Raw genomic sequence first — 18,240 nt, 5'->3', positions numbered from 1 at the left:
CCCCTTCCCCTCCATCCCCGGCGCGGCTTAACTCCTCCCATGCGCCCCCAATCCCTATTCCCTCTGTTCGCTGACCTCACCACGCTGAAGGGCGTGGGGCCGAAGCTGGCCGAGTTGATGGCGCGGGCTGTGGGCGGGCCGCGGGTGAAGGATGTGCTGTTCACACCGCCCACCGGCCTGGTGGACCGCACGCGCCGGGCGCTGATTTCGGATGCGGGCGATGCGGGCGGGGTGGTGACGCTGGAAGGCGAGGTGGAGGCCCATGTGCCGCGCCCCACCATGAAGCAGCCCTATATAGTCCGCCTGCGCGACGAGACGGGTTTTCTGCATCTGGTGTTCTTCAACGCGCGGCCCGATTACCTGATGCGGGTTCTGCCTGTGGGCGCGCGCCGGGTGGTGTCGGGCAAGGCCGAGCGCTTCGGCTCTGAAATCCAGATGGTCCATCCCGACCTGATCGCCGTCCCCGGCGAGATCGCCGACGCGGACTTGCTCCAGCCGGTCTATCCGCTCACCGCCGGGCTGTCGGGCGCGGTGATGCGCAAGGCGGTGGCCGGCGCGCTGGAGACCGCGCCGGACCTGCCCGAATGGATCGATGCGGCGCTGGCCGCGCGCGAGGGCTGGGCGGGCTGGCGCGCCTCGCTGCTGGCGCTGCATGCGCCGCAAGGCGCTGACGATCTGGAGCCGCAATCGCCCGCCCGCGCGCGCCTGGCGTTTGACGAGTTGTTCGCCCACCAGCTGGCCCTGAAGCTCGCCCGGCGCGAACGCCGCGCCCGCAAGGGCCGCGCGCTGACCGGTGATGGCGCGAAGGTGAGGGCGGTGCTCGATCACGCGCCCTTCACGCCCACGGGCGCCCAGCTGCGCGCGTTTGAGGCCGTGCGCGCCGATCTGGAAGCGCCCTTGCGCATGATGCGCCTCATCCATGGCGATGTGGGTTCGGGCAAGACGTTTGTCGCGGCGCTGGCCGCCGCTCACGCTGCCGAGGCGGGCGGGCAGACCGCCCTGATGGCGCCCACCGAGATCGTCGCGCGCCAGCATGCCGGCGTGCTGGAAGCGCTGCTGGCGCCCGCCGGCATCCGCGTCATCGCCCTGACGGGCCGGGACAAGGGCGCGCGCCGGGCGGAATTGCTGGCCCAGATGGCCAGCGGCGAGGCCCATGTGGTGTGCGGCACCCATGCGCTCTTTCAGGACGCGGTGGAGTTCCATGATCTGGCGCTTGCCGTCATTGACGAGCAGCACCGCTTCGGCGTCTCCGACCGGCGCCGCCTGACCCTGAAGGGCGCCGCGCCCGACGTGCTGGCCATGAGCGCCACGCCCATTCCGCGCACGCTGACGCTGGCGGCGTTTGGCGATCTGGACGTGTCGCGCCTGGATGAAAAGCCCGCCGGGCGCATAGCGCCGGATACGCGTGTGGTCTCCGCCAAACGCCTGGCCGAGGTGGTGGAGGGGCTGAAACGCGCGCTGAGCCAGGGCGAGCGGGCCTACTGGGTGTGTCCGCTGGTCGAAGAGAGCGATGTGTCGGATCTGGCCGCCGCCGAGGCGCGCCATCACATGCTGGGCGAGATGCTGCCCGGGCGCCGGGTGGGTCTGGTCCATGGCCGCATGCCCGCGCGCGACAAGCAGAAGGCGGCCGAGGATTTCCGCGCCGGGCTGATCGATGTCCTCGTGGCCACCACCGTGATCGAGGTGGGCGTGGACGCGCCCGACGCCACCATCATGGTAATCGAGCACGCCGAGCGCTTTGGCCTGGCCCAGCTGCACCAGCTGCGCGGGCGGGTGGGGCGCGGCGACAAGGCGTCCACGTGTTTGCTGCTCTATCACGGCCAGCCGGGCGAGACGGCGCGCGCGCGCCTGGACATCATGCGCCGCACCGATGACGGGTTTGAGATCGCGGAAGAAGACTGGCGCCTGCGCGGTTCGGGCGATCCTCTGGGCCTGCGCCAGTCGGGCCTGCCCGACTATCGCCTGGCCGATCTCGCCGCCCACGCCAGCCTGCTAACCCTGGCCGATGAAGCCGCCCGCTATGAAACCGCGCGCGAGGACGTGTTTGCCGGTGAGCGCGGGGAAGCGCTGCGCACGCTGCTCTATTTGTTCGAGCGCGATGAGGGCGTGAGACTGATGCGCTCGGGGTGAGGAAGCGAACCTTTCAGAGCCCGGCGCAGCACCCCTCACCTTACCTCTCCCCTCAAGGAGGGGAGAGGAGGCTTTGACGCTGAGTTCTATTCGGAAATGCCTGATCACTAGCTCAAAGGATAACGCTCAGCCTCAGAAGCCCCCTCTCCCCCATGACCATGGGGGAGAGGATAAAGGTGAGGGGGTGCGGGAGATCATCTGGACGCCACTACCGTCCACCCCACCCGAGCCGGAGCAAAGCTCCGGCCCACCCTCCCCATCAAGGGGAGGGAAGAAGAACGCCGCATCACGCTTTCTCCACCCCTTGCGTTTCCCCGTCGAAAGACGGGGCCCAGCTGCAGCCGTGGTCCTGGGTCCCGGCGTGCGCCGGGAAAACGCATATTTGAGATGTGAGGAGGCAACCGCCTGATGCTGGCGCCTGCCTCCCCACCCCATTACTTCGCAAGCGCAGCAACACCGTTCAGCCTTTACGCCGCGCCCCGGGGCCTGCTACAGGGCAGGCAAGCTCAACAGGGAGAGCGCGACAACTAATTCGCGTGTGAAATACATGGCGTCGAAATCCTCCTCCTCGTCTGCGTCCCGCTCCGGCGGCGCGTCCAAGAAGCCTGCCAAACTGCCGGTCACCAAAGAACAATTGCTGGCCTGGTATCAGGACATGCTGCTGATCCGCCGGTTTGAAGAGAAGTCCGGCCAGCTCTACGGCATGGGGCTCATCGCCGGCTTCTGCCATCTCTATATCGGCCAGGAGGCCGTGGTGGTGGGCGTGCAGGGCGCGCTGGAGGCGGGCGATCAGGTGATCACCGGCTATCGCGATCACGGCCACATGCTGGCTGCGGGCATGACCGCCAACGGCGTTATGGCCGAGCTGACGGGGCGCGAGGGCGGCTATTCGCGTGGCAAGGGCGGGTCCATGCACATGTTCTCGCGCGAGAAGCAGTTCTTCGGCGGCCATGGCATTGTGGGCGCGCAAGTTCCCATCGGCACCGGGCTCGCCTTCGCCAACAAATACCGGGGCAATGGCAATATCTGCGCAGCCTATTTCGGCGACGGCGCGGCCAATCAGGGCCAGGTCTATGAGAGCTTCAACATGGCCAAGCTCTGGAACCTGCCGGTGGTCTACATCATCGAGAACAACCAGTACGCCATGGGCACCAGCGTCAAGCGCGCCAGCTCCGAGACCGAACTTTACAAGCGCGGCGCCAGCTTCGGCATTCCCGGCGAGCCGGTGGACGGCATGGACGTGATCGCGGTGTATGAGGCCGCCAAGAAAGCCGCCGCCCATGCGCGCGGGGGCAAGGGGCCGTTCATCCTGGAGATGAAGACCTACCGCTATCGCGGCCACTCCATGTCCGACCCGGCCAAATACCGGACCCGCGACGAGGTCAACGAGTTCCGCGATCACAAGGACCCGCTCGATCTGGCCCGCAAAAAGATCATCGACGCAGGCTGGTCGGACGAGGAGGCGCTCAAGGAGATGGACAAGGAGGTCAAGCGCGTCGTCAACGAAAGCGCCGAGTTCGCCAAGACCAGTCCCGAGCCGGACCCGAGCGAGCTGTATACCGACGTGCTGGTGGAGGTCTGAGGCGATGCCCATCGAAGTTCTCATGCCCGCCCTGTCGCCCACCATGGAGGAGGGCACGCTGGCCAAATGGACCGTGAAGCCCGGCGACACGGTCAAATCCGGCGATGTCATCGCCGAGATCGAGACCGACAAGGCGACCATGGAAGTCGAAGCCGTCGAGGAAGGCGTGGTCGGCAAGCTGCTGGTGGAGGAAGGCGCCGAAGGCGTGAAGGTCAACGCCGTGATCGCGCTGCTGCTCGAAGACGGCGAGGATGAAGGGGCGCTGGAGGGGGCCGGGGCTTCATCGAAGACAGAATCCCCCCCTCCGTCAGCGTCCGACGACGCTGACACCTCCCCCGCAGGCGGGGGAGGAAAAGAATCCTCGGGCGACGACGAAACCCTTTCCTCCCCCGCGCGCGGGGGAGGTGGGCGCGAAGCGGCCGGAGGGGGGAAAACCCTCTCCGACCCAGACATCCCCGAAGGGACCTCCATGAAGGAGATCACCGTGCGCGACGCCCTGCGCGACGCCATGGCCGAGGAGATGCGCCGGGACGAGACCGTGTTCGTGATGGGCGAGGAGGTGGCCGAGTACCAGGGCGCCTACAAGGTCACGCGCGAGCTGTTGCAGGAGTTCGGGTCTGAGCGCGTGGTGGACACGCCCATCACCGAGCACGGCTTTGCCGGCCTGGGCGTGGGCGCGGCGTTCGGCGGGCTGAAGCCCGTGGTCGAGTTCATGACCTTCAACTTCGCCATGCAGGCCATCGACCATCTCATCAACTCGGCGGCCAAGACGCTCTACATGTCCGGCGGCCAGATGGGCTGTCCCATGGTGTTTCGCGGGCCCAATGGCGCGGCCAGCCGCGTGGGCGCCCAGCACAGCCAGGATTTCTCAAGCTGGTACGCCCATGTGCCGGGCCTCAAAGTGATCGCGCCCTATGACGCCGCCGACGCCAAGGGCCTGCTGAAAGCCGCGATCCGCGATCCCAACCCGGTGGTCTTCCTCGAACACGAGCTGATGTATGGCGAGACGTTCGAGATCCCCGACCTGGACGACTGGGTCCTGCCCATCGGCAAGGCCAAGGTGCGCCGCGAGGGCTCTGACGTGACCATCACCGCCCATTCGCGCATGGTGGGCTTTGCGCTCAAAGCCGCCGAACAGCTGGCTGAAGAGGGCATCGAGGCCGAGGTGATCGATCTGCGCACATTGCGCCCGCTGGACACCGATACGGTCATCGAGAGCGTGAAGAAAACCCACCGCATCGTGTGCGCCGAGGAAGGCTGGGGCCGCATGGGCGTGGGCGCGGAAATCGCTGCGGTGGTGACGGCCGAAGCCTTCGATTATCTCGATGCGCCGCCATTGCGCGTGCACCAGAAAGACGTGCCGCTGCCCTATGCCGCCAATCTGGAAAAGCTGTCGCTGCCGGGCGTTGAGGATATCGTGAAGGCGGTCAAAGCCGTCTGCTACGCGGAGTAAGCCGTTATGCCCATCGAAGTTCTCATGCCCGCCCTGTCGCCCACCATGGAGGAGGGCACGCTGGCCTCCTGGCTCGTCAAGGAAGGCGACGAGGTCAAGTCCGGCGATGTCATCGCCGAGATCGAGACCGACAAGGCGACCATGGAAGTCGAGGCCGTGGACGAAGGCGTGCTGGGCAAGATCCTGGTGGAGGCCGGAACCGAGGGCGTGAAGGTCAACGCCGTCATCGCCCTGCTCCTTGAAGAGGGCGAGGACAAGAGCGCGCTGGAGGGGGCGGGGTCCGGTGGATCGAAGTCGTCCAAGTCTGAGACGGCTGAAAAGTCCGATCCCCCCTCCGTCGGCTCCGCCGACACCTCCCCGGCAGGCGGGGGAGGAAAAGACGCTCAGGCCTCCAAGGATGACGCTTCATCCTCCTCCGCGCGCGAGGGAGGCAGCCGCGAAGCGGCCGGAGGGGGGAAAGGCGGTTCAGACCGTATCAAAGCCTCCCCGCTGGCCCGGCGCCTGGCCGAACAGGCGGGATTGAAACTCGCCGATATCGACGGCTCCGGCCCCGGCGGGCGGATCATCAAGCGCGATGTGGAGGCGGCCTCCAAGGACGCGCCCAAGCCCAAATCCGCCGCGCGCGATGAAGCGCCCAGGGCGCCCGAGCCCGCCCGTGCGGAGATCAGCGAGGACGAACCGTTGGCGCGCTATGGCATCGCGGCGGACCGCTATGAGCTGCGCAAGGCGGACGGGATCACGAAGATCTCGGCCAAGCGCCTCACCGAGTCCTTCCGCGACGTGCCGCACTTCCCGCTCAATGTGGATTGCCGGCTGGATGCGCTCTTGGCCTTCCGCAAACAGGTCAATGACAAGGCGCCCGACGGCGTGAAGGTGTCGGTCAATGACATCCTGATCAAGGCGTCGGGGCTGGCGCTGAAACGCGTGCCCGAGGCCAACGCCAGCTGGATCGAGGATGGCCGCATCGCCCTGCACAAGCACGCCGACGTGTCGGTGGCCGTGGCCATCGAGGGCGGGCTGATCACCCCGATCATCTTTGACGCCGACGCCAAGGGCCTTATCCAGATCTCGTCCGAGATGAAAGACCTCGCCGCCCGTGCGCGCGAGCGCAAACTCAAGCCTGAAGAGTTCCAGGGGGGCACGTTCTCGCTGTCCAATCTGGGCATGTTCGGGATCAAGTCCTTCGCCTCCATCCTCAATCCGCCCCAGGGCATGATTTTGAGCATTGGCGCGGGCGAGGAGCGCGCGGTGATCACCGACGGCGCCATCGCCAAGGCCACGGTCATGACCGTGACCCTGACCTGCGATCACCGCGTGGTGGACGGCGCCACCGGCGCACGCTGGATCACCGCCTTCAAGGGCTTCATCGAAGACCCGGTGACGATGTTGATGTAAGGGCGCGCCTTGCGCGCCAGGGTTGTTGTGATGGCGCGCCGGGCGGCCTAAAGCCGCCCCGCCGCTTCCAGCCGTTCGATCATCCGGGCGCGCGCATCGGGCAGGCGCTTGTCGGCGGGCCAGAGCACGCGGCGGTCGAGGAAATGGGCGGACAGCCTCAGCCCCGCCGCGATATCGCCCGGCGCCAGCGCGCCCGATCCGGTGAGGAAGCCCGGCAGGGCGAGCATCTTGTCCTTCCACGGCGCGCCGCCTTCGGCGCTGACCGCGCGGCCCGATTTGGGGCTCACATAGACAAGGTTCTCCGTGGCGCCTGTGGCCGCGCAGCGCCTGAGATCAAGGCCGTATCCCAGATCCGCCAGCACGCCGAGCTCCCAGCGTACGTAAAGCGCGGGCCAGACATCGGGTTCAGACAGCTGTTCGGCCACCAGCTCGAACGCGCCGGCCACATTGGGATGGGGCTCGCGTTCGGGCAGGCAGAGCGAGGCCATGGCGCACAGCGCGTTCAGGCCGGAGAGCGCCAGCGCATCCTCCATGATCGCCCCGGCGCTCAGCTCTTCAGGCTCGATGGTGAGCGCGCCCAGATGCTCTTCGAGCCGCGCGCGCCAGACCGCGCGCACCTTGTTGCCCGGCTGCAGCACGGGGCGCAGGGCGCGCGAGCGTCCGCCGCGCACCAGGCCCGCATGGCGGCCATGCTCGGTGGTGAGCACCTCGACCACGGCGCTGGTTTCCCCGTGCGGGCGCACCGCCAGGATGCGGCCTGACGCCGTCCACTCCATTACACGTCAAACTCAAGGCCCAGGGCGGAAAAGCGCGCGCGCTCCTCGCTCCAGCCGGGGCGCACCTTCACATGCAGGAACAGATGCACCCGCCGGCCCAGATCGGCCTCCAGCTCCTGGCGGGCGTGCTCGCCGACCCAGCGCAGCGTGGCGCCGCCCTTGCCGATAATGATCGGCTTGTGGCCGTCGCGCTCCACATAGACGGTCTGCTCGATGCGCACCGAGCCGTCCTTCTGCTCCTTCCAGCTCTCGGTCTCCACGGTGAGCGCGTAGGGCAGCTCCTCATGGACGCGCAGATAAAGCTTCTCGCGCGTCACCTCGGCGGCGAGCATGCGCTCGGGCAGGTCCGCGATCTGGTCTTCAGGATAGAGCCATGGGCTTTCGGGCATGGCGTCGGCGAGCGCCTGGGCCAGATCATCCGTGCGGTCGCCATTGGAGGCGCTGATCATGAACACGTCGGTATAGACGCCGGTCTCATAGAGCTGGCGCGACAGCTCCAGCAGGGCCTCGCGCTTGACCAGATCGATCTTGTTGATGGCCAGGATCGCCTTGAGATCATGGGTCTTGAGACCTTCAATCACCCGCTCCACATCCTCCACCGACTTGCCCGACCCTTTCAGCTGGGCGGGCGCATCGACCACATGGACGATGATATCGGCCTCCGATGCGCCGTCCCAGGCGGCGGCGACCATGGCGCGGTCCAGCCGCCGGCGCGGGCGGAACACGCCGGGCGTATCCACCAGCACTACCTGGGCGCTTCCGCGCAGCATCACGCCGCGGATCTGGAAGCGCGTGGTCTGGACCTTGGGGGTGACGATGGAGACCTTGCGCCCCACCAGGGCGTTCACAAGCGTGGATTTGCCGGCATTGGGCGCGCCGATAATGGCGGCGAAGCCGGCGCGGGTGGGGGTGTCGCTCATAAACGGGTCTCCGCAGTCAGGATGAGATCGGCTGCCGCACGCTCGGCGGCCTGTTTGGAGGCGCCCTCGGCCTGCGCATTCAGCGCGCCGACACTGACCTCCACGGTGAAGACGGGGCGGTGATCGGGGCCGGAGCGGGCGATCACGCTGTAGACGGGGGCCGGGCGCCCGGTCCGGGCGGCCCATTCCTGCAGGCGCGACTTGGCGTCGCGCGGGCGCTTGGCGAGATTGTCCAGCGCCTCGCCCCACTGGGCGAGGAAGAAGCCGCGCGCCGCCTCCAGCCCGCCATCAAGATACAGCGCGCCGATCACCGCTTCGCAGGCGTCGGCCAGGATCGAGGCTTTCTCCCGTCCGCCCAGGCGCGCTTCGGCGGGCGACAGGCGCAGGGCTTCGCCCAGATCCACCTGGCGGGCCGCGCGCGCGCAGGCCTCCTTGTTGACCAGCGCATTGAGCCGGGAGGCGAGCCCGCCCTCGTCAAGGCCGGGAAAGCGCTCATGCAGGGCTTCGGCGGCCATCAGGCCCAACACCCGGTCGCCCAGGAATTCCAGGCGTTCATTGGAATCGCTACGCGAGCGCCCGTCGCCGTGGGAGGCGTGGGTGAGGGCGCGCTCCAGAAGGGCCGGATCGGTGAAGCGGCGCCCCAGCCGGGCTTCGAAATCCTTGATGCGGTCGCTCATCTCGGCTCCGGGTCGAGGGAGAGGAAGGTGCGCCCGGTGCGGATGCGCGTCCAGGTCCAGGGCTTCCACAGGCTGAAGTCGGGACGCACCGATAGCAGAACCCGGTCGGCGCGTCCGATGATATGATCCACCGGCGCCATGCCCGGGCCTTCAGGCGCCGCGGCCCGGCTGTCGCGCGATTCGCTGCGATTATCGCCCAGCACGAAGACATGGCCGTCTGGCACCAGAACCGGTCCGAACTCGGTCAGCGGGCCGGGGCCTGCGTCGTGGACCAGATAGCCGCGACCGCCTTCGAGGATTTCCTGCCAGACCTGATAGCGCGTCATTTCGCCATCGGAGCTGAGCCGGGTCTCCTCACCGACAAGGCCGCGCGGCACGGGCGCGCCATTGATATGCACCACCGCGCCAGAGACCGTCACCATATCGCCCGGCAAGCCGATGACGCGCTTGATATAGGCGGTGCGCGGGGCGTGGGGCGGGGTGAAGACCACGATATCGCCGCGCTCCGGCAGGCGCTCGAACACCCGCCCGCGCGGCAAGGGCGGCGCCAGCGGCAGGGACAGGCGCGACCAGCCATAGGGCCATTTGGCCACCGCCACGTAATCGCCGGGCTCCAGCGCCGGGCGCATGGAATCCGAGGGAATGGTGAAGGGCTGGAACACCAGGGTGCGCACCGTCAGCGCGATCACGCCGGCCAGAACCAGCGTCCATAAAAGGCTTGAATTGGCGCGCATGCGGCGCAGGGCCCGCTTGATGCGCCGGGCGCGGCGCGCGCGGTCCTGATCTTTTCCCGTCACGCCGCCTCCGGCGGGGCGGGCGGACGCGCATCGATCATCACAATGGCCTGCGCCCAGGGATGGTCGTCGGTCAGGGTGACATGGATATGGGCTTCCAGCCCGTCCGGCGTCAGGAAGGCCAGGCGCTCGGCCGCGGCGCCGGTGAGCTTGAGCGTCGGCTTGCCGCCCTTGAGATTGATCACTTCGATCTGGCGCCAGGTCACGCCGCGGTAAATGCCGGTGCCCAGCGCCTTGGCGCAGGCTTCCTTGGCCGCGAACCGCTTGGCGTAGGTGTCCGCAGACCGGCGGCGGCTGGCGGCCTTGGCCTGCTCGATCTCGGTGAAGACGCGGGTGCGGAACTTGTCGCCAAAGCGCTCCAGCGAGCGCTCGATGCGGCGGATATCGATGATGTCGGTTCCCACCCCGATGATCATGCCGCGCTCTCCGCGCGGGCTGCGGCGATCAGGGCGCGCATCTGGCCGACGGCTTCGGCAAGCCCGGTGAAGATCGCCTCGCCGATCAGGAAATGGCCGATATTGAGTTCGCGCACCTGGGCGATGGCGGCCACCGGCTGGACGGTGTCGAAGGTCAGGCCATGGCCGGCATGTATCTCAAGCCCGCGCTGCGCGCCTTCTTTCGCCGCGACAGTAAGGCGCTTGAGTTCGGCGGCGGCCTTCTTGCGCCGGCCGGCGAAGCAATGCTCGCAATAGGTCCCGGTATGCAGCTCCACCACGGCGGCGCCCAGCGCCTCGGCCACCGCGATCTGCACCGGGTCAGGCTCGATGAACAGCGAGACCCGGCATCCGGCCTTGTTCAGCGCGGCGATATAGGGGCGCAGATGGGCGTGATGGGCGGCCACGTCCAGCCCGCCTTCGGTGGTGCGCTCCTCGCGCTTTTCGGGCACCAGACAGACCGCATGCGGCGTATGGCGCAGGGCGATCTCCAGCATCTCTTCGGTCGCCGCCATCTCCAGATTGAGCGGCACCGACAGCTCCTTGGACAGGCGCTCGATATCGGCGTCGGAGATGTGGCGGCGGTCTTCGCGCAGATGGGCCGTGATGCCGTCCGCGCCCGCCTCGACAGCCAGATGCGCCGCGCGCACCGGATCGGGCAGGGCGCCGCCGCGCGCATTCCGGATGGTCGCGACATGGTCGATATTGACCCCGAGCCGGACCTTTTGCGCGCTCACGGCGTTAGCCCCCGGCTGCCCGGCTTGATGGCGGGGATGCGTTCAAGCTCGGGCGGCAGCTTGTCAGCCGGATAGGCCGGGAAATTCACCGTCGCCAGCGACACCAGCGGCACGCCCACGCTCGCCTTGCCGCCCGAGCGGTCCACCAGGCAGCCCACCGCCATGACCTTGGCGCCATGGGCCTCGATGGAGGCGATGCATTCGCGCGAGGACAGGCCGGTGGTGACGATGTCCTCGATCACCAGCACCTTGTCTGCGGCGGTCAGCTCGAAGCCGCGGCGCAGGGCGAACTCACCCTGGTCGCGCTCCACGAACAGGAAAGGCAGGCCCATCACCCGCGCCGTCTCATAGCCGGGGATGATCCCGCCCAGCGCGGGCGACACGATGGCGGTGAAGGGGCCGTGGCCTTCGCCGGTGATTTTCGCCGCCAGGGCCTGGCACAGGCGCGCGGTGCGCGCGGCGTCGCGGAACACCAGCGCCTTTTGCAGGAAGACGGGGCTGCGCAGGCCCGAGGACAGGATGAAATGGCCCTCCAGAAGCGCGCCGGCCTGGCGGAATTCCTCAAGCACATCGTCGGTGGTCATGCCGGCTCCTGCTGGGTCTCGCTGTCATAGTCCGGGGCCTCGCCCGGCGTGCGTGCGCGCTCGGCTGTCACCACGCGGTCGCTGGTTTTCAGCGCTGCGACAATATTGGACAGGTGACGCGCATCAAACACTTCCACATCGAACGCCATCTCGAAAAAGTCACGCGTGCGCTGCAGGGTTTTGACATCGGTGATATTGCCGCCCGCTTCGCCCACGGCGCCTGCGATCTCGGCGAGCACGCCGGGCTGATTGCGCACGGTGGCCAGAATCCGGCCTATGGAGACCGCATTGGCGCTGGCTTCAGCGGTCCATTTGAGGTCGATCCAGTTCTCCAGATTGTCCTCGTCTTCCAGCGTGGCCAGCCGCTCGCAGTCAATGACGTGGACCTCCACCCCCTTGCCCGGGTCCATCACCCCCACAATCCGGTCGCCAGGCATGGGCGAACAGCAGGGGGCGAAATGCAGGCTGACGCCGGGGGTGAGCCCGCGTCCGTGGACATAGAGGCCGGCCTTGGCGTCGGCGATGCGTTCCCGGTCCTGCGGGCGCCGGCCGCGCATTTCCCGATGGCCGGGATAGACCGCTTCCAGCAATTCCACCGAGGTGACCCGGCCCTTGCCCAGCGCCAGATAGAGCGCTTCGGCGTCCTCCAGCTCCAGCCGGCGCAAGGCCTCGCCCAGGGCAGATTCGCGGAACACCTTGCCCTCGCGCAGGAAGGCGTGCTCGGCGATCACCTTGCCGATGCGGATGAATTCTTCGGCTTCCGACGAACGGATCAGGCGCCGGATGGCCGCACGCGCGCGCCCGGTGATCACCAGATCCTCCCAGCCCGCCGGCGGCTGGCGCACCCCGCCCTTGATGATCTCCACCACATCGCCGTTATTGAGCCGGGTGCGCAGCGGGCGTTCACGGCCATTGATCTTGGCGCCGATGGCCGAATGGCCCAGCTCGGTGTGGACTGCATAGGCGAAGTCCAGCGGCGTTGCGCCGCCGGGCAGGGCGATCAGCTCGCCCTTGGGCGTGAAGCAATAGACCTCGTTGGCGAACATTTCGAGCTTGGCGTGCTCGAGGAAGTCATCGGGATCGCCGCCCTGCTCCAGGATTTCCATCAGCGGGCGCAGGCGTTCGAGCGGATCGCCGCCCGCCGCTTCGGCCGCGTCTGCGTCATAGGCGTAGCCGCCCGCCTTGTAGCGCCAGTGGGCCGCAACGCCGGTCTCGGCCACGCGCTCCATGTCATGGGTGCGGATCTGCAGCTCGATGCGGGTGTTGGACGGGCCGATAATGGTGGTGTGCAAGGAGCGGTAATTGTTCGGCTTGGGTGTGGAGATATAGTCGCGGAAGCGCTCGGGCACGCTGCGCCAGCGCTGATGGACCAGGCCGAGCGCGGTATAGCACTCAATCGGCGACGCGGTCAGGATGCGAAACGCGTAGATGTCGGCGATCTCGTCGAACGACACGCCCTTGCGCTCCAGCTTGCGCCAGATGGAATAGGGGCGCTTCTCCCGGCCAAACACCACGCAATCCATGCCCTTGTCGGACAGCAGCTGGGAAATCTCGGCAGACACCGCGGCCACGGCGTCATGCCGGACGATGCGCATGGCTTCCAAGCGGTGGTGTATGGATTCATAGGCGGCCGGGTTGAGATTGCGGAAGGCGAGGTCTTCCAGCTCCACGCAGACCCGGTTCACCCCGATGCGCCGGGCCAGGGGCGCATAAATCTCAAGGGTCTCGCGCGCGATGCGCTCGCGCTTGTCCTGGCGGGAGTGGAAGTGGAGGGTGCGCATATTGTGCAGCCGGTCACACAGCTTGACCAGCAGCACCCTCACGTCGCGGGTGATGGCCACCACCAGCTTCTGCAGGTTTTCAGCCTGTTTGGTGCGCTTGGAGCCCAGCTCCATCTGGCCCAGCTTGGTGACACCGTCCACCAGCTGGGCGATGTCCTCGCCAAACAGGTCCTGGACCTCTTCCAGGGTCGCGTCGGTGTCTTCCACCGTGTCGTGCAGCAGGCCGGTGCAGATGGTGGCCGCATCCAGCCTGAGATCGGCCAGCAGCATGGCCACAGCCACGGTGTGGCCGTAATAGGGCTCGCCCGACTTGCGAAATTGCCCCTGATGGTGGTGCTTGGAATAGGCGTAGGCGCGCGTGATCAGATCGGCGTCTACCTGGGGGTGGTAGGCCTGGACGCGCGCGATGAGTGCGTCGGCGCTGGGGATGGCGTCGGCGGGCGGGGGCGCAGACGGGGTCGCCAGCGCGCTCACCGGAGCTAGAGCCGGCCGTCCGCCGGGCCGTCGCGGTCGGACTGCAGCGCCTTGAGCATGGCCGCCTCGTCCATTTCCGGCGCCGGCAGGGCCGGGCGCTCTTCAGCGCGGCTCTCGCGTTCGGCTTCTTCCTCGTCATCAGACGGGATCACGCGCTGCAGGCCGGTGATGAGATTTTCAGTCAGGCCGTCCAGATCAATCTTGCTTTCGGCGATCTCGCGCAGGGCCACCACCGGATTCTTGTCATTATCGCGGTCCACCGCCAGCGGGGCGCCGGCGGAAATGGTGCGCGCGCGGTGCGCGGCCAGCAGAACCAGCTCAAAGCGGTTCTCCACCTTCTCGATGCAGTCTTCGACGGTGACGCGGGCCATGCACGGGGCTCCCAAATTCAAGCGATCATGTGAACCCGTGCTGATAACCCAGCGCGCTGCAGGCTTCAAGGCTCACGCCGCAGTGCACAACACGCCGCCCGCGCGCCGGCAGGCCTGGCGCTCGGCCAGGGGCAGGGCGCCGATCAGGGCGTCAATGCGCGCGCCGCTCGCCGGATCGCGCCAGTGCGGGGCGATCTCGCGCAACGGCAGCAGCACGAAAGCGCGCTGCGCAGCGCGCGGATGCGGCAGGACAAGCCCGCCGGGGAGGACCTGATGCAGGCGGTCATAATCAATCAGATCGAGATCCAGCGTGCGCGGCGCATTACGCGCGCCGCGCTGGCGGCCATGCGCCGTTTCGATTGTATGGAGCGCGGCCATCAGATCGGGCGGCTGCAGCGCAGTGCGCACCTTTATGCAGGCGTTCACAAACGGCGGATCGGACGGGTCCGGCCAGGCTGGCGTGCGCCAGGGACGCGAGGCGGCCAGGGTCTCCACGCCCGCTGTATGAAGCGCGCGGATCGCTGAATTGAGCGTTTGAAGCGGGCTGGCGCCCCGGTATGCTTGGTTCGCGCCGAGAGCGATATAAATCCCGGTGTGCATGGCATTATCCATCAGCGATTGACCGAAAGGCATCCCATGACCTTCTATCCCAACGAGCGGCTGGGCCTGTTCATTGATGGCGCGAACCTCTATTCGGCGGCGCGCTCGCTCGATTTCGACATCGACTACAAGAAGCTTCTGGAGGAATTCCGCAAGCGCGGGCGGCTGATCCGGGCCAATTATTACACCGCGCTGCTGGAAAACGAGGAATACACCCCGATCCGGCCGCTGATCGACTGGCTGGACTATAACGGCTTCAAGATCGTCACCAAGGCCGCCAAGGAGTATTCCGACGATACCGGACGGCGCCGGGTTAAGGGCGACATGGATGTGGAGCTGGCCGTCGATCTGATGGAGTCAGCCTCCTATCTCGACCATATCGTGCTGTTCTCCGGCGATGGCGATTTCCGCAAGGTGGTCGAGGCCGTGCAACGCCGCGGCGTGCGCGTGTCGGTGGTCTCCACCCTGAAATCCTCACCGCCCATGGCCTCGGACGATCTGCGCCGCCAGGCCGACTCCTTCATCGAACTGGCCGAGCTGGGCAAGCTGGTCGGCCGCGAGCGGCGCTATCGTGATTATGACGACAGCGCTGACGAGGGTGATGACGGCGATGAGGGCTGAGGCCGAGCCGGCGCGCGATTGCGCGCTGTGCCCGCGCCTGGTCGAATACCGCCGCGAGAACGCCCGTGACGAACCGCGCTGGTTCAACGGCGCGGTGCCAAGCTTCGGCGATCCGGATGCGCGGCTTCTGATCGTGGGCCTGGCGCCGGGGCGCACCGGGGCGAACCGCACCGGACGGCCCTTCACCGGCGACTGGGCGGGCGATCTGCTCTATCCCACCCTGGCGCGTTACGGCCTCAGCGCCGGGACGTTCGACGTCAATGGCGAGGATGATCTGCGTCTGACCGGCGCCATGATCACCAACGCCGTGCGCTGCGTCCCGCCGCAGAACAAGCCGGTGGGCCAGGAAATGAATAATTGCCGGCCCTTCCTGGCCGCGCGCATCGCCGCCCTGCCGAATCTCAAGGCCGTGGTGGCGCTGGGCGGCATCGCCCACCAGAACACCTTCAAGGCCCTGGGGCTGAGGCATGGCGCCTATCGCTTCGCCCATGGCGCGCGCCATGATGTGGCGGGGCCCAACGGCCCGCTGGCGATTTTCGACAGCTATCACTGCTCGCGCTACAACACCAATACGGGCCGGCTCACCGAAGCCATGTTCCATGCGGTGTTCGAGCAGGCGAGCGCGTATGTGAGGGCGGCGGGCTGATCAGCGCCCGCTGGGTTCCTCAGTCTGAATGTCGGCGTCGTCGAACTCCGCCTCTTCGGCAGCCATGGCTTCAGCCTCGCGCAGGGCGGCGATGAAGTCGGGCGGCAGGGCCGGCAGATCACGCCGGAATTGTCCGCCCACCATGTCGCTTTGCAAGGTCAGCGGGGCGGAGCGGTCTGAGGACATGCGCGCGCGGTAGACCTGCACATTCTCGATCACGCGCTGGACATAATTGCGCGTTTCGGAGAACGGGATGCTCTCCACCCAGTCGATGGGATCGATCTCGCCGGTGCGCGGATCGCCGTAATTGGCCACCCAGGTGCGCACCCGGTGCCCGCCCGCATTATAGGCCGCCAGAGCCATCACCAGCGAACCGTCATAGGCGTTCACCACCTGGTCGAGATGGGCCATGCCCAGCACCATGTTGTACTGGGGATCATCGGTCAGCCAGTCGAGATTATAAGGCATGCGCAATTGCGCTGCGGTCTGGCGGGCGGTGGCGGGCATCATCTGCATGATGCCGCGCGCCCCGGCGCCGGAAATGGCGCGGGCGTCAAACTCGGTCTCCTGGCGGATCACTGACAGGGTCAGGGCCGCATCAGGGAAGATGGGCGCATTGCGTGGCAGTTCGATCACCGGATAGGCCCGGTCCGCCAGCGCCGTGCCAGAGGTGCGGCTGGCCTTGGCCGCGCGCACCGCTTCACGCAGGCGCATATGGTCCATGGCGATATCGGCCACCATGGCGACCTCTTCAGGCGTCTCGGCGGTGTTGGCGAAATGGAAGACGAAGACCCGGAAGAAATACTCCGACCCGATCTCGGCCAGCAGGCGCGTGGCGCGGATGCCGCTGCGCGCCTCGAAGGCTGCGCGCACGGCCGGGCCGGGGTCAGGGTCGGGCGGCAGATTGATTTCGGCTGCGTCCGGACCCAGCGCCAGAATGGCCAGCTGGCCGTAATAGGCGGTCGGGAATTCGGCGGCGGCCAGGAAGCGCTCGCGCGCCAGCTCCAGCTCGCCAGCCGCTTCAGCGGCCCGCCCCTGCCAGTATTTCGCCCGCGACAGCGAGACCGGCGTGCGCACGCCCTCTTCCAGCGCCAGGAAATGCTCCAGCGCCACGCGCGGCTGGTTGAGGCCGGTCAGGGCGATCCAGCCGGCGTTGAACTCGGCGTCGGCGAAGTCCACGCCCGCGCTCATGCCGTGGCCGGAGGCCAGCGCATAGGCGGTCTCCCAGTCACGCTCGCGCACCCGGTCCAGGATCATCAGCTTGCGTTCTGTCCACATGGAGGACAGGGCGCCGGTGTTCTGGTGCTGGTCGGGCAGCTCCAGAAGCAGGGGCAGGGGATCGCCCGAGCGGCGCTGGCGGCGCCAGCGCGCGCGCTCATAGAGCAGGCCGGGATGGGCCTGGAGATCGCCGGGTACGGCGTTCACAGCCGCATCCACGCCCGCCTGGCGCGCGGCCAGGCGGATGCGCGCCTGGGCCAGGCGCTGCTCGCTCTGGGTCAGTTCCGGGATCAGGCGGCTGGCGGCGGTGCGCTGACCGGCCCACAAGAGGAAGTCCACCCGCTCGGCGTGATCGTCGCGGGTCAGGATGGAGCGGAACTCGCGCAAAGTGTCAGTCTGGAAGCTCAGGCGCATGGACTGGCTGCGCCAGGCGGTGCGGATCTGCTCACGGCCCTCGTCTGCGCGGCCCAGCGCGATGAGGGCGCGGCCCAGCGCCACCCGGCCCTCGCCGGTGAGCGGCTCGCGATTTTCGAACCAGGCCGCGATCATGGCCGGGCTGAAGCCGGACTCCTCGATCTTCCACTCCGCTTCGCGCTGGATCGCCGCCTGGCGGGGCCAGCCCTCCAGCCGGTCGAGCGCCATGTGCAGATCGGAGAAGGAGGCGCGTGCATCGCTGACCGCCATGCGCCACAGCACCAGATTGCGCGCGGCTTCGTCCTCGATCTGGAAAATGGCGCCGCGTACGAAACTCCAGTCATCCTCACTGGCCGCGCGCATGGCCTGGCGCAGCAGGGAGAAGTCGGCGTCTGACAGCGATGCCACGTGATTGGGCACGGGCGGCGCTAGGCGCGGGACAGGGTTTTGCGCCTGCGCGGCCGCGCTCATCGCGCAGCAAGCAGCCAGCATTATGGCGATACGCATGAACATGGCGGACTTGACGCCTCCGGAAGGGCCCCTCAGTTGCAATGCTGATGCAGGACGGGCCGTCTGTCCACGTGCTTGAGCGCCCTTGGCGCAGACGGGCTGCAGTCGTATGGTCCGCGCCCC

The 18,240-nt window shown here is 67.5% G+C and carries 17 protein-coding genes; 6 read left to right on the top strand and 11 right to left on the bottom strand.

Annotated features, from left to right (window positions below; translation table 11 throughout):
- The first annotated feature begins 39 nt into the window (after window positions 1-39).
- The 4 genes from recG (at window position 40) to F1654_RS02440 (ending at window position 6,560) form a co-directional block, all read left to right on the top strand.
- Entirely contained in the window at window positions 40-2,130 is a 2,091-nt protein-coding gene (recG, locus tag F1654_RS02455; protein ID WP_150021910.1) for an ATP-dependent DNA helicase RecG, read from the top strand.
- 547 nt (window positions 2,131-2,677) lie between these two features.
- On the top strand, window positions 2,678-3,712 hold the full coding sequence (pdhA, locus tag F1654_RS02450; RefSeq protein ID WP_150021909.1) for a pyruvate dehydrogenase (acetyl-transferring) E1 component subunit alpha: 1,035 nt from the start codon (window positions 2,678-2,680) through the stop codon (window positions 3,710-3,712).
- 4 nt (window positions 3,713-3,716) lie between these two features.
- Window positions 3,717-5,165 carry a pyruvate dehydrogenase complex E1 component subunit beta gene (locus tag F1654_RS02445; RefSeq protein ID WP_150021908.1) on the top strand — a complete coding sequence of 483 codons (1,449 nt, stop codon included), beginning with the start codon at window positions 3,717-3,719 and terminating at the stop codon, window positions 5,163-5,165.
- A 6-nt stretch (window positions 5,166-5,171) separates the two neighbouring features.
- A complete protein-coding gene (locus tag F1654_RS02440) occupies window positions 5,172-6,560 on the top strand; it encodes a pyruvate dehydrogenase complex dihydrolipoamide acetyltransferase (protein WP_150021907.1) in 1,389 nt (462 codons plus the stop codon).
- A 47-nt stretch (window positions 6,561-6,607) separates the two neighbouring features.
- Here the strand turns inward: F1654_RS02440 and recO are convergent, their stop codons facing one another.
- The 10 genes from recO to folK all read right to left on the bottom strand — a co-directional run bounded on the left by recO (window position 6,608) and on the right by folK (window position 14,741).
- Entirely contained in the window at window positions 6,608-7,336 is a 729-nt protein-coding gene (gene recO, locus F1654_RS02435) for a DNA repair protein RecO (RefSeq protein WP_150021906.1), read from the bottom strand.
- Window positions 7,336-8,256 (bottom strand): GTPase Era, encoded by a 921-nt coding sequence (gene era, locus F1654_RS02430; protein WP_150021905.1) that lies wholly within the window; start codon window positions 8,254-8,256, stop codon window positions 7,336-7,338. Before era ends, recO begins: the two co-directional genes overlap by 1 nt.
- Window positions 8,253-8,933, bottom strand: coding sequence for a ribonuclease III (rnc, locus tag F1654_RS02425; RefSeq protein WP_150021904.1), 681 nt, complete (start codon window positions 8,931-8,933; stop codon window positions 8,253-8,255). Before rnc ends, era begins: the two co-directional genes overlap by 4 nt.
- Entirely contained in the window at window positions 8,930-9,730 is an 801-nt protein-coding gene (gene lepB, locus F1654_RS02420; protein WP_233205074.1) for a signal peptidase I, read from the bottom strand. The genes rnc and lepB overlap by 4 nt, the downstream gene beginning before the upstream one ends.
- Window positions 9,727-10,143: a holo-ACP synthase gene (gene acpS / locus F1654_RS02415; protein WP_150021903.1), complete on the bottom strand. Its 417-nt coding sequence runs from the start codon at window positions 10,141-10,143 to the stop codon at window positions 9,727-9,729. Before acpS ends, lepB begins: the two co-directional genes overlap by 4 nt.
- Window positions 10,140-10,898 carry a pyridoxine 5'-phosphate synthase gene (locus F1654_RS02410; protein ID WP_150021902.1) on the bottom strand — a complete coding sequence of 253 codons (759 nt, stop codon included), beginning with the start codon at window positions 10,896-10,898 and terminating at the stop codon, window positions 10,140-10,142. Before F1654_RS02410 ends, acpS begins: the two co-directional genes overlap by 4 nt.
- The gene (gene pyrE, locus F1654_RS02405; protein ID WP_150021901.1) at window positions 10,895-11,482 is read right to left on the bottom strand and encodes an orotate phosphoribosyltransferase; all 588 of its coding nucleotides are present in this window, start codon (window positions 11,480-11,482) and stop codon (window positions 10,895-10,897) included. Before pyrE ends, F1654_RS02410 begins: the two co-directional genes overlap by 4 nt.
- Window positions 11,479-13,737, bottom strand: coding sequence for a RelA/SpoT family protein (locus tag F1654_RS02400; RefSeq protein WP_150021900.1), 2,259 nt, complete (start codon window positions 13,735-13,737; stop codon window positions 11,479-11,481). Before F1654_RS02400 ends, pyrE begins: the two co-directional genes overlap by 4 nt.
- 5 nt (window positions 13,738-13,742) lie before the next feature.
- Window positions 13,743-14,108, bottom strand: coding sequence for a DNA-directed RNA polymerase subunit omega (gene rpoZ / locus F1654_RS14155; protein ID WP_150021899.1), 366 nt, complete (start codon window positions 14,106-14,108; stop codon window positions 13,743-13,745).
- 72 nt (window positions 14,109-14,180) lie between these two features.
- Complete coding sequence (gene folK, locus F1654_RS02390; protein WP_233205073.1) at window positions 14,181-14,741, bottom strand: 2-amino-4-hydroxy-6-hydroxymethyldihydropteridine diphosphokinase; 561 nt, start codon at window positions 14,739-14,741, stop codon at window positions 14,181-14,183.
- Window positions 14,742-14,744: 3 nt separating this feature from the next.
- Here folK and F1654_RS02385 point away from each other — a divergent pair, with 3 nt between their 5' ends.
- The gene (locus F1654_RS02385) at window positions 14,745-15,329 is read left to right on the top strand and encodes a LabA-like NYN domain-containing protein (RefSeq protein WP_150021898.1); all 585 of its coding nucleotides are present in this window, start codon (window positions 14,745-14,747) and stop codon (window positions 15,327-15,329) included.
- Complete coding sequence (locus tag F1654_RS02380; RefSeq protein WP_233205072.1) at window positions 15,310-15,975, top strand: uracil-DNA glycosylase; 666 nt, start codon at window positions 15,310-15,312, stop codon at window positions 15,973-15,975. The genes F1654_RS02385 and F1654_RS02380 overlap by 20 nt, the downstream gene beginning before the upstream one ends.
- On the opposite strand, the gene F1654_RS02375 is transcribed toward F1654_RS02380, so the two are convergent.
- On the bottom strand, window positions 15,976-18,027 hold the full coding sequence (locus F1654_RS02375; RefSeq protein WP_233205071.1) for a lytic transglycosylase domain-containing protein: 2,052 nt from the start codon (window positions 18,025-18,027) through the stop codon (window positions 15,976-15,978). It lies immediately after the preceding gene.
- Between the last annotated feature and the right edge of the window lie 213 nt (window positions 18,028-18,240).

The sequence above is a fragment of the Alkalicaulis satelles genome, assembly GCF_008630495.1.
Classification (GTDB): Bacteria; Pseudomonadota; Alphaproteobacteria; order Caulobacterales; family Maricaulaceae; genus Oceanicaulis; species Oceanicaulis satelles.
The sequence above is the reverse complement of the archived record's forward strand: the minus strand, read 5'-3'. Positions and strand labels throughout refer to the sequence as shown.

Bases quoted from the DNA above. Each gene is read 5' to 3' on its own strand.
- era (WP_150021905.1), bottom strand. From the start codon at position 8,256: ATGAGCGACACCCCCACCCGCGCCGGCTTCGCCGCCATTATCGGCGCG.
- pdhA (WP_150021909.1), top strand. From the start codon at position 2,678: ATGGCGTCGAAATCCTCCTCCTCGTCTGCGTCCCGCTCCGGCGGCGCG.
- folK (WP_233205073.1), bottom strand. From the start codon at position 14,741: ATGCCTTTCGGTCAATCGCTGATGGATAATGCCATGCACACCGGGATT.
- acpS (WP_150021903.1), bottom strand. From the start codon at position 10,143: ATGATCATCGGGGTGGGAACCGACATCATCGATATCCGCCGCATCGAG.
- pyrE (WP_150021901.1), bottom strand. From the start codon at position 11,482: ATGACCACCGACGATGTGCTTGAGGAATTCCGCCAGGCCGGCGCGCTT.
- F1654_RS02445 (WP_150021908.1), top strand. From the start codon at position 3,717: ATGCCCATCGAAGTTCTCATGCCCGCCCTGTCGCCCACCATGGAGGAG.
- rpoZ (WP_150021899.1), bottom strand. From the start codon at position 14,108: ATGGCCCGCGTCACCGTCGAAGACTGCATCGAGAAGGTGGAGAACCGC.
- F1654_RS02385 (WP_150021898.1), top strand. From the start codon at position 14,745: ATGACCTTCTATCCCAACGAGCGGCTGGGCCTGTTCATTGATGGCGCG.
- F1654_RS02440 (WP_150021907.1), top strand. From the start codon at position 5,172: ATGCCCATCGAAGTTCTCATGCCCGCCCTGTCGCCCACCATGGAGGAG.
- recO (WP_150021906.1), bottom strand. From the start codon at position 7,336: ATGGAGTGGACGGCGTCAGGCCGCATCCTGGCGGTGCGCCCGCACGGG.
- rnc (WP_150021904.1), bottom strand. From the start codon at position 8,933: ATGAGCGACCGCATCAAGGATTTCGAAGCCCGGCTGGGGCGCCGCTTC.
- recG (WP_150021910.1), top strand. From the start codon at position 40: ATGCGCCCCCAATCCCTATTCCCTCTGTTCGCTGACCTCACCACGCTG.
- F1654_RS02380 (WP_233205072.1), top strand. From the start codon at position 15,310: ATGACGGCGATGAGGGCTGAGGCCGAGCCGGCGCGCGATTGCGCGCTG.